Here is a 10,905-nt window from a genome sequence, read left to right on the forward strand (position 1 = left end):
CAGCGGATAGGTCAGCGCCTGGATCATGGCGTTGAGATGTTTTTTCGCGGTGGCCCAGCTTTCGCCGGTGCCGGAATCGTCGGCCTGGTCGGGATCGACGTACCAATTGGGCATGATCGCTCTCCAAACGCCTTCACCGCCACCCTCACCTCATCCAACCACGCTGCTCCACCCGGAAGGCGAATAGAAAGATACATCTTAAAAAAAACAAGTGGAAAATGTGAATCATTTTTAATACTTACGAGTAGCCTCCCATTGGCGATCATAGTTAAATCGGAAGTCACGGATAAATAAGAGAAAATTATTCGTTCCGGCAAATCCGGCGGATGGTTTGAAGGAAAGGTGAAATCGCGGCTGCTAAGCCGCTCTTACACCAGTCAGGTCGCTGGCGCGCAATTGTTATATTTACGCAAATCCACCGGCCCCAAGCTAAGCCGCTCCTACACCTGTCAAGTCGCTGGCGCTCCCAGTTTGGGTTTCGGCTGGCGCACGGAAAGACGGTTTAGGTTTTTATCGCGGCTGCTAAGCCGCTCCTACACCAGTCAAGTCGCTGACGCTCCCAGCGTGGATTCTGGCCGACGCACAGAAAGACGGCCAAAAACGCCCCGCTCACGAATCCAGCGCTTCGCGGACCTTCAGCACCAGCATTTCGGAAGTGAACGGCTTGCGCAGGAATTTGGTTTCCTCGTCGAGGATGCCGTGGCGCGAGATGACGTCGCGAAAATAGCCCGACATGTAAAGCACCTTGAGGCCGGGCTTGAGGCCGGCCGCCTGATCGTAAAGCTCCTTGCCGTTCATCTGCGGCATGACGACGTCGGTCAGCAGCAAGGCGAAGCGATCGGGCGCCTGCTCGAACAACTGCAACGCCGCCGGACCGTTATTCGCCTCCACCACCGTATAGCCGTGATCGGCGAGCACCCGGTGGGCGACGGTCCGCACCATGTCCTCGTCCTCGACCAGCAGAATCGTTTCCTTGCCGCGCGGAATTTCCACCGGCGCTTCCTCCGCCGGTAGCGGATACTCGGGTTCCATCAGCGGCAGCGCGATGCGGAACGTGGCGCCTCGGCCCGGTTCGGATTGCACCTGAATCGCGCCTTTGTTCTGCCGGATGATGCCGTAAATGGTCGACAGGCCCAAACCGGTGCCGCGCCCGACCTCCTTGGTGGTGAAGAACGGCTCGAAGAGCTGGCTCTTGACCGTGTCGTCCATGCCCACGCCGGTATCGCTGACGCTGAGCACCGCGTAGCGCCCGGGCGGCAGACCGTCGAAACCGTCCGAACGGTTGTGGTCGACGGCCAAAGCCTGCGTCTCGATCATCAGGTCGCCGCCGCGCGGCATGGCGTCGCGCGCATTCGAAGCCAGGTTGACGAGGATCTGTTCAACCTGGTGCGGGTCGATTTTCATCAGGCCCAGCGCCGGATCGGGCCGGTAGGTCAGGCGGATGTCCTCGCCGATGATCCGCTGCAGCATGCCGACCGCTTGGGCGATCAGGGTGTTGAGCTGAATCACCTTGGGCTCGACGATCTGCTTGCGGCTGAAGGCCAGCAGTTGTTCGGTCAGGCCGGCGGCGCGGTTGACGGCGCGGCGGATTTCCAGCACGCCCGGGCGGATCGTGCTGTTGGGTTTGATCTTGGGCAGGATGAGATCGACGTAACCGCCGATGCCGGTCAGGATGTTGTTGAAGTCGTGCGCGATGCCGCCGGCCAAGCGGCCGATGGATTCCATTTTCTGCGATTGCAGCAATTGGAGTTCGAGCTTGCGCTTGTCCTCCTCGATGCGCTTGATCTTGCTAATGTCGCGCTCGGATGAAAGCACCGAGCGAACCTTGCCGTCGGGCCCGATTTCCGGATAGAGGTACCAGTGATAGCTGGCGGTGCCGTTCGCCCCGCCGGTCGCGGCGCTCATTTCGTGGAGGACGTCGTGCGGTTCGCCGGTGTCGAAAACCTGGCGGACCTGCTCCTCCCAGAAGCGGCAGAAGTTTTCCGGCAAGCCCAGTTCCGCCGGCGATTTGCCGATAAAATCCTCCCGGTTTTTGCCGAACAAGGCGGCGACCGTCTGGTTGACGTACAAAAAGTGGAATTGCGGATCGATGCGGGCGATCAGGTCGGGGGTGTTATCGGCCAGCACCTGATAATTTTCGCGGCTTTCCCGCAGCTTCGCTTCGGTCCGCACGCGCTCGGTGACATCGCGCGAAACGCCCAGGTAGCCGGTCGGCGCGCCGTTTTTGTCGAACAGTAGGGTGGCGTCGGCCTCGACGAAAATGTGCTGCCCGTCCTTGCGGATGTGTTCGAGCACCGCGCGTTGTTTGGTTTTGATGCCGGCGGCGCCTTCGGCGATCAGCCGCACGACGACTTCGAGGGCGGCGGGCGTCAACACGGTCGGCGCGTCCAATTCCAGCGCTTCCTCCACGGTGTAGCCCAATTGGTTTTTCACCGAAGGGCTGATCCAGACCGTTTTGAAGCTCATGTCCCGGATCCAGATGACGTCCTGGGCGTTTTCCGCCAGCAGGTTGTAACGGGATTCGGTCTGTCGGAGCGTTTCCTCGATCTGTTTGCGGGGGGAAATATCGCGGGCGGTGAACAACAGGCCGACAAAGGACGCGGTGGCCAGTTCAAACGGCTTGATGGTCACTTCCAGCCACGAATCACCAAGCGCGGCGGTTCGCTGAACGTCCGCTTTCCAGACGCCCGCCTCCGAGATGGTCCGGTACAGGTCGTCGTAGGAAAACGTCCCGGATGAAAATTGAATGATTTCTTCCGGGCGTCGATGCGCGGCTTGTTCGGCGGTGAGGCCGAACAACTGTTCGGCGACGCGATTCACGAACACGACGCGGTAATCGTGATCGGCCACCACGACCGCGTCTTCCAGCTGGTCGAACAGCCTCAGATGTTGACGAATCGTCCCCGCTTCGTCCATGCGCCTGCAATCCCTCGCTCGCTCGGCCGGTCGGCAAGTTAAAAGAATTTACGATTGGATTTGCCTAGAGTTTATAAAATATCATCCGGTAAAGACAAGCCTTTAAACAAACCAATACGCGAATTCTTCCGGGACGGCCCGATCCCGCCGGCCGCCGACTTGTCTTGTTGAACCGCCGGTTTTCGGGTAAACACAACGGTATCAGACCAAAAACGCAAAAGGATGGCCCCCATGGCTGATCAAGCGACCGCTCCCTTGCTTTCCATCACCGTCCCGGTTTTCAACGAGGTGGAAAGCCTGGCCGGCCTGGTCGAACGGCTGACCGCGGCCGTCGCGCCGCTCGGCCTGGAATACGAAATCCTGCTGGTCGACGACGGCTCCACCGACGGCTCCGGCGAACTGCTCGACCGGCTGGCCGGCGAAACTCCGCGGCTGCAAGTCCTGCATTTCCGCCGCAATTTCGGCCAGACCGCCGCCCTGGCCGCGGGCATCGATCACGCGCGGGGCGAAATCGTCGTCACCCTCGACGCCGACCTGCAAAACGATCCGGCCGACATCCCGCTGCTGCTGGAAAAAATCAATCAGGGCTACGACGTGGTCAGCGGTTGGCGGAAAAACCGGCAGGACGAGGGACCGCGCATGTTTTTGTCGCGGGTGGCCAACCGCGTGATTTCCAAGATCACCGGCGTGATGCTCAACGACTACGGCTGCACGCTCAAGGCCTATCGCCGGTCGGTGATCAAAGACGTGCGACTGTACGGCGAGATGCACCGCTTCATCCCCGCCTGGGCGAACTGGGTCGGGGCGCGCGTCGTCGAGGTGCCGGTGCGGCATCACCCGCGGCAATTCGGGAGCAGCAAATACGGGATGGGCCGGATCTACAAGGTGATCCTCGACCTTCTGACCGTCATGTTCATGATGCGCTTTTCGACCAAGCCCATCCGCATCTTCGGCGGCGTGGGGCTGATCGCCGGCGCGCTGGGCGCCTTGAGCTTCCTGGCCGTCCTGCTGATGAAACTGCTGATCGGCATGGACATGACCGGCAACCCGTTCTTCCTCACGGGGATCCTGCTCACCTTCGCCGCCGTACAACTGCTTGCCATGGGCCTGTTGGGCGAAATGAACATGCGCACCTACCACGAGTCGCAAGGCAAACCCATCTATTACCTGCGCGAACCGAAAAGCCGTTCCGGAAAGGAGCCGTCATGAGCTACGCCCAGGATTTGCTCGAATACCTCGAAACCTCGCCCACCGCGGCGCACGCCGTTCAGGCGGCGGCCCACCGGCTGGCTGACGCAGGCTTTTTCGAATTGCGCGAGGGCGATTCCTGGGACCTGGGCGCGGGCGACGCCTTTTTCGTCCGGCGCGGCCGCGGCGCGCTGCTGACCGGCGTCGTCGGCATCATGCCGCCGGCGGAAGCCGGGTTCCGCGTCGTCGGGACGCACGCCGACGTGCCGGCGCTGCGCCTCAAGCCGAACGCTCCCTACGCTAAGGAAGGCTACCGGCAGCTCGGCGTCGAAGTCTACGGCGGGCCGATCCTGGCGACCTGGACCGACCGCGACCTGACCCTCGCCGGTTACCTGGTGCTCAGCGACCAGGGCCGCTTGCGCGAGGAGCCGGTGCACCTCAAACGGCCGATCTGCCGCATCCCCAACGCGGCCCTGCACTTCAACCGCGGCGTCAACGAGGACGGCCTGAAGCTCGACAAGCAAAAACACCTGCCGCCGATCTACGGCCTGACGAAGGACGACAAGGCGACCGACGGCGCGCTGCGCGTGGCGCTGGCCGAGGCGGCGGGCGTCGAGCCGGCGGCGATCGTCGATTACTGCCTCGACCTGGTGGACGCGCAGCCGCCCGCGCTGGGCGGCCTGGGCAACGAGCTGCTCTTCGCGCGCGGCATCGACAACCTCGTCTCGTGCCACGCGGCGATCGTCGCGCTGGCCGAGCAGCGGCAGGAGCAGGTGGGGCCGACGCGGTTGGTCGTGTTGTTCGACAGCGAGGAAGTGGGCTCGAACACGGCGCGGGGCGCGAGCTCGACGCTGCTGGACGTCGTGCTCGAACGGCTGTGCTTCGGCGGCGAGAATCCGCGCGAGGACCTGCTGCGGTCGATCTCGCGGTCGCGGCTGGTGTCGGCCGACGGCGCGCACGCCCTGCACCCGAACTACGCCGACTTCCACGATCCGCAGCATAAAATCCGCCTGGGCGGCGGCCCGGTCATCAAGGTCAACGCCAACGAACGCTACGCCACCACCGCCGAGTCGCGCGCCTATCTGAAGCTCTGCGCCGAGGCGGCCGGGGTGCCGGCGCAGCTTTACGTGCACCGCACCGACCTGCCATGCGGCTCGACAATCGGCCCGATCAGCGCCACCCGCCTGGGCCTGCCGACCGTCGACGTCGGCGCGCCGATGCTGGCGATGCACTCGATCCGCGAAACGACCGCCGCCGCCGACTGCGAAATGCTCTCGGCCCTCCTCGCCGCGCACCTGCGGGCGAAGGTGGAGTAGCAAAATACCTTATCGGGCGGGCCTACGGCACGGGGACCGGCTCGGTATCGGCCTCGTTGCTATTGCCGAAACCATCCAAGAGGTCGCCGGCATAAACGATGACCGTATGCTGCAGGCCGGTTTGCGTGCGTCGCCAGGTACCCGTGAAGCGGCCCAGCGCATCGGCGGTCAGGTCGACCGTTTCCGCCTGGCCGCCCTCGACCTCGATCGTCGCGACGGCCTGCCCGCCGGTGACCGCCGACCATTCGGCGGAACCGTAATCCGGGTGGCGCAACCGATAGCCGTCGGGATTCGGCGGCCAAAAAGCATCGCAGCGGATTGCAAATTCCTCGCCGCCGAGCGCGACGACGGTCAAATCCCGCGCCTGGACCTGATCGCTTTCCTGAACCTCGAAGGTTGCCGACAACGTTTCGTATTCCACGGTTTCCGCGCCGGTCCACGTGTGGCCCTGAACCCGCAGGCGATACCGGCCGGGCGGCGTGTTGGCGGTCAGTTCCCAACGGATCGTGTAACGATGGGTTCGGGAAGCCGGGAACGGTAGTTCGTCGTATCCGGGAACGGCCTCGTAATCGAGCCTGACCTCCATGTATTGATCGGTCAGCGGCCGGTCGCCGGGCAACAGAACCGGCGCGAATTCGCCGCCCGACTCGCGCTCGAAGGCGACCTGCGGAAAATCCACGCCGGTGAAGCCGCCCGCCCACGAGAAGGAGACGGTTTCGAACCGGCGGTAGGTCGCTTGAACCTGCTCCAGCGCGTCGCCGGGCGCCTCGGCGGTTTCGAAACCGGTGGGGAGAAAATCGGGCCAGGGAACGGACGGCAACGCGGGTTCGGGATAAACCGGCGCCTCGCCCGCCAACAGGGCCACCGCCAACTCGACGTCCCGATCGACCAGCCAATCGCCGTACTTCGGACCCCACATGTTCATGGAGGTCTCGTACCCGCCTTGAAGCCAATCCCACTCGGTCAGCAGGTAGGATTGAAAACCGTTCGAATAGCCGAACGTCGCCAGACGGTCGTCGGGGATTCCCGTGGCGACGCTCAGGTTTTCGCGCAACCGCTTGGCAAGCCAACTGGTCAGTTCGCCCGGGATGAGCGCCAACAGCGTATCGCCCAGCTTCACCGCGGCGACTTCCGTGGGATTCAGCGCCCAGGTCCACCAGGCGTCGATGAACCACAGCGGCAGAACGCAACCGTAATAGCCGTCGACCAATTGCGTCGACGGTTCGTTGCAATCGACGACGGAGCCGTGGTCGCTCAGATAGGGCAGCGAAGCCCACACGTCCGGCGAGCCGCAATAAAAGGCGCCGTCCGGGTACGGATGAAACTCCCCCGACCAGGCGCTCCGCCAACCGAATTCGTCGTCGGCGTAACCGATTTCCTCTCGGCTGACGTGCAGCGGCTTGGTCGCCATGCCCAGGTCGACGTCGGTGGTGGGATGCAAATCGTCATACACGGCGCGCAAAACGGGACTGATGCTTTGGGCATGCCACTCCATGCCTTGCTCGTCGTTGTGGCCGTGCGGGGTCGCCGACGGATTCACGTCGCCGGTCGGCCCTTGCAGAAAAAAGGCTTCGATCCGGTCGGCGAACGTTTTCTGAAAACCTTCCTCGAAGGCGCCGGGCAGATCGGTGGACATCCGCGTATTGCCCATCCAGACGCCGTGATCGGGAAAACTGATCAAGGCCGCCAGCGGCGTGCCGTCCGCGCGGTCGAGGCGCGCCAGAAACAACCGGTCTTCCTTGTAACGCGGCGGGTCGTTGTTGCAACGGCGATCGGCCGACCAGGTGTCCAGCGGATCGAAGGGCGTTTCGACCGTGGTAGCCAAAGCCGCCGGCTCCAGCCCGTCCAGGCTCTGTCGGATGGTCGCGGCGATGGAAGCGGCGATCCGTCGGGTGTAATTCCGGTCGAACACGTCGGTGCCGACGCCGCCCAGAATGACCGGCACGGGAATGTAGTGGGCGGGGCCGGAATGGTCGTGCGTCGCCGACAGCCACAGCCGTCCGGTCAGATCGATGCCGGCGGTTTCGCAAACCTGGTTCAGCACCTCGCGGTACAAATATTCGGATACGCCCGCGGCGCTGATCCGGGCAATCACGAGGCGCGTTTCGCCGTTGTCGAGGGCGACGGCTTTGACATTGGGTTTGCCGAAGTAACCGGTCGAGGCGCCCATGGCCAGGGCGTAGGGATGATCGGGGCCCGGCCGCGAACCGTATCCGCCCATGCTGCCGCCGATCGGCGCGTAAAGGTCGCCGACGGCGACGCCCGCCTGCAAGGCGGTCCGGGGGCCGCTCACCGGCGGTACGCACGGCCACGGAGACGAATCGTCGTCGTTGTCGTCATCATCGTCATCATTGTCGTCGTCGTCGTCATCGTCGTTATCATCATCATTATCATCGTCGTCGATCGTACTATCGTCGTCGTCATCCGCGGCCGAATCGTCGTCCGGTTCCGGAGTCGGCGACTCGTCATCGCCGGCGGCGTGGTCCCCGGAGGAATCGGTCGCCGGCGAGACGCAACCGCCGCCGATCCAGCCGAGGAAAAGCGCCGATAGCAGGACGAGGACGCAAAGCGCGCGCGGCAACCGTCGTTCGTTCTTCATTGCGAACCGTCCAGCATTTCGGTCAGCGCTTCGCGGATGATCCGTTCCGCGGGGCGGGAAATATTGTACTTTTCCTCGTAATAGTCGGGGTGCGACGCCGGGTGCAGATCGGTTTCCGGAAGAATGTAGCCGATTTCATTGTTCGCCAGTCCGATGTCGATCAGCAGATCGCCTTCCGGCAAGGCCTCGCGGTAACCCGACATCGCCGGAAAAACCGCTACGCCCCAGGGCGCCCCGAAATCGTAAGCGGTTTCCACGCGGCCGATCGAGCTTTCCGAAAGCCCCTCGCCGGGCACCGCGACCAGGTGCAGCCGTCCGAGTCGCACGTGTTGCAGCGTCTGCACAAAACAGCCGTAAAAGCCGCAGAATCCGGGCTCGTCGGTGACCAGTCCGTTGAACGGCGGCACCAGCCCGGTCACGATCGCCAGCACGATCACCAGGTTGGTGACCGGAATTTTCACTGCGGTGGTATCGACGGTCAGCGCCAGGTCCAAGGGTGTCGCGTCGGCCAGCGCCGCGATGGCCCGATCGGCCAGTGCATAGCCCATGCTCCACATATTCGCCTCGCTGCCGTCGCCGATGTAGACCGGTTGGCCGTTTTCCAAAACCGGTTCGCCGTCGGCGGTGTACTCCGGCACGCCGATGTCGAACGGATTCAGCAGGCCGCCCACCGTGCCCGAAATGTAGACCGCGATGCCGCCGAACTCATCTTCCATCCGGTTGCGCAGCCAGCGCGGAAAATCGGCCGAATACTCGGAGGACCAGATCAACACTTCCGGGTGGCAATGCCAGTTGACGAGCGTGGCGACGGTCTTGCCCGCCTCGTCGAGGAACCGCGCGGCGGTCAGGTTCCGGTTCTTGATCAACGGCCAGCGCGAGTCGGCGACCCAGGCCGGATCGGGCGCCTGCGGGTCATCGAGATAAACGGTAGCGGCTTCGACGGTGACGGGCACCATTTGCGCGGCCAATTCGACGACCTTCGCCGTCGCCGTCGCGATCAGGAAATTGATGTATTCGGGGCAGCGGCCGGTACGAAAGACGTTTTTGCCCCAGATGCCGACCGTATCGGGCGCTTCGTGCGAGTGCGTGCTGGAAAAAATCACGTGCTCCGGGTCGACGCCATATGCCGCCAATGCCTTCATGACGAGTTGGGCGTCCGGCAACCGCAAACCGATCAGGTCGCCGACGATCAGAACGAAGTGCACTCCGTCCTTCTCCATGACGATCACCCGCAATTCGAGCTCGTCGTGCACCCCGGTCGCCAGGCGATTGAGCGCCGTGCCGGCCAGCGTCTGCAGACAAGGATGGTTTTCGTCGTTCGGCGTGATGACGGCCGAACCGGCCGCGACATACAGCCTGCCGTCGTGTGGATGATGGAAAATCGAATCGTCATCGTCGTCGTCCGAACTGTCGTCGTTGTCGTTGTTATCATTGTCGTTGTCGTCGTCGTCATTATCGTTGTCATCATCATCGTCATCATCCGCCTGAGCCTGCCCCGAACTTGATTCGGAGTCGTCGCCGCACGCCGACAAGAAAGCCATGGCCGATACAATCACCGCCAGAACGAAGAGTATTCGTTGCGCTTGTCTGATCATGATGGGCAATTCCCTCGAAGATTGAAGTTCGACCGCTGTGGCTGACCGGCCGTCCTTCATCTGAAATCGTGCCCGGCGCCAACTATAAGAAATAGCAAGGGTATTGCCTTGGAAACAAGAAAATCCGGTTACCAAAAGGCCGGTTTTTTAACGAGGTTTTGGCAAAAAAGTCAGGCGGTCGAGTACTGGTGAAAGCCGGTGGGATGATACGTGACGGTCGGTTCGTCGGGATTGCCGGCGCCAACATGAATGACCCGTTCCTCGCCGGCCACGGAAAACGGTTTTTCGGCGATCAGGAAAAAGGTCGCCTGGTCCTTGTCCTGCCAGAAACGGATTTGAAAGGACGTTTGCGCTTTCTTTTTCGGTTGCGTCTCTTCGCGCAGCGTCCACAACTCGACGCTGTGTACGGTTTTTTCATCGACCCGGATCTTGCCGATTTCGCTGATCAAGGGCAGCCCGGGAATGAAGTGCGAACGGTAAAGAAAACGGATCGTGAGGGGCAAATCGCGCGGCGCGACGCAAATTGGGACCGAAGCATAACCGATTTCGCCTTCCTGGGTGCGAAAGGAAAAACGGTACGGCCCGCCGCCGACGATGCCGTCGAAGTACAAATATTGCAAAAAATGGCCCGATTTCCCGATGAACCGCCGCAGATCGATGCCCAGGGGCAAATGGCTTTTTTCGGCGAAATCGCTGATCCAGTTGGTTGACTTCGCCCGTTTGTCGTCGGCGTAGCCAAGAATGAGTTCCACCGGATCCAGGCCGACGGCAGTGGCGATTTGAATGGCCTGCCCGAAGGACGGACTTCGCTCACCCGACAAATAACGGGTCAGTGTGCTGGGGGCGATGGAATGCTTTCCCTTGTTGGCGATGGCGGCGGCGATCGCCGTCAGTTTCGCCCCGGCGATGGCCCTTTCCAAAGCCATGATGTTCAAGCGAACCCGCGTGGTTCGCGATCGGATCAGCTGTTCCAGCATGCCCGGCCCTCACCAGCCGTTCGCTACAAAGTGTATCCGAATGATTGTATCAAATTTTCCCGCTGGGGAAACAACCGGAAAAACGAAGGCCCGTGCCCTTCGAGACACTTCGTTCCGAGAAGGAACACGGTTTTTTACTCCGTCTCTCTGTGGAGGTCCTTAGCCGTCTCACCTTAACCGCATCCCTTCTCGGAAAGGACAAGTGGTTGTCAAGATATAACTTTCCTCTAGTTCGACTGTCGGTCGAATTTTTCGGTTCACCGGATGATCTGGGCGATGCCACATCCCGAATCATTTTGGAAAGGGGACGAGCC

The 10,905-nt window shown here is 62.1% G+C and carries 6 protein-coding genes; 2 read left to right on the forward strand and 4 right to left on the reverse strand.

Translation table 11 applies throughout. The annotated features are described in order from the left end of the window. Positions 1 to 609: 609 nt before the first annotated feature. Complete coding sequence (locus GX444_09740) at positions 610 to 2,916, reverse strand: PAS domain S-box protein (GenBank protein ID NLH48870.1); 2,307 nt, start codon at positions 2,914 to 2,916, stop codon at positions 610 to 612. 231 nt (positions 2,917 to 3,147) lie between these two features. Between GX444_09740 and GX444_09745 the strand changes: the two genes are divergently transcribed. Beyond that, on the forward strand, positions 3,148 to 4,125 hold the full coding sequence (locus GX444_09745) for a glycosyltransferase family 2 protein (protein NLH48871.1): 978 nt from the start codon (positions 3,148 to 3,150) through the stop codon (positions 4,123 to 4,125). Continuing rightward, the gene (locus GX444_09750; protein ID NLH48872.1) at positions 4,122 to 5,420 is read left to right on the forward strand and encodes a M18 family aminopeptidase; all 1,299 of its coding nucleotides are present in this window, start codon (positions 4,122 to 4,124) and stop codon (positions 5,418 to 5,420) included. The genes GX444_09745 and GX444_09750 overlap by 4 nt, the downstream gene beginning before the upstream one ends. Positions 5,421 to 5,442: 22 nt before the next feature. Here the strand turns inward: GX444_09750 and GX444_09755 are convergent, their stop codons facing one another. The 3 genes from GX444_09755 to GX444_09765 all read right to left on the reverse strand — a co-directional run bounded on the left by GX444_09755 (position 5,443) and on the right by GX444_09765 (position 10,591). Beyond that, on the reverse strand, positions 5,443 to 8,019 hold the full coding sequence (locus GX444_09755; protein ID NLH48873.1) for a hypothetical protein: 2,577 nt from the start codon (positions 8,017 to 8,019) through the stop codon (positions 5,443 to 5,445). Next, complete coding sequence (locus tag GX444_09760) at positions 8,016 to 9,614, reverse strand: hypothetical protein (GenBank protein NLH48874.1); 1,599 nt, start codon at positions 9,612 to 9,614, stop codon at positions 8,016 to 8,018. The genes GX444_09755 and GX444_09760 overlap by 4 nt, the downstream gene beginning before the upstream one ends. A 170-nt stretch (positions 9,615 to 9,784) precedes the next feature. After that, on the reverse strand, positions 9,785 to 10,591 hold the full coding sequence (locus tag GX444_09765) for a helix-turn-helix domain-containing protein (protein NLH48875.1): 807 nt from the start codon (positions 10,589 to 10,591) through the stop codon (positions 9,785 to 9,787). Positions 10,592 to 10,905: the final 314 nt, after the last annotated feature.

The sequence above is a fragment of the Myxococcales bacterium genome (genome assembly GCA_012517325.1).
Lineage (GTDB): Bacteria > Lernaellota > Lernaellaia > Lernaellales > Lernaellaceae > JAAYVF01.

What these genes read in the sequence shown, in the direction of transcription:
- GX444_09765 (NLH48875.1), bottom strand. Translation starts at nt 10,591, where the DNA reads ATGCTGGAACAGCTGATCCGATCGCGAACCACGCGGGTTCGCTTGAAC.
- GX444_09750 (NLH48872.1), top strand. Translation starts at nt 4,122, where the DNA reads ATGAGCTACGCCCAGGATTTGCTCGAATACCTCGAAACCTCGCCCACC.
- GX444_09745 (NLH48871.1), top strand. Translation starts at nt 3,148, where the DNA reads ATGGCTGATCAAGCGACCGCTCCCTTGCTTTCCATCACCGTCCCGGTT.
- GX444_09760 (NLH48874.1), bottom strand. Translation starts at nt 9,614, where the DNA reads ATGATCAGACAAGCGCAACGAATACTCTTCGTTCTGGCGGTGATTGTA.
- GX444_09755 (NLH48873.1), bottom strand. Translation starts at nt 8,019, where the DNA reads ATGAAGAACGAACGACGGTTGCCGCGCGCGCTTTGCGTCCTCGTCCTG.
- GX444_09740 (NLH48870.1), bottom strand. Translation starts at nt 2,916, where the DNA reads ATGGACGAAGCGGGGACGATTCGTCAACATCTGAGGCTGTTCGACCAG.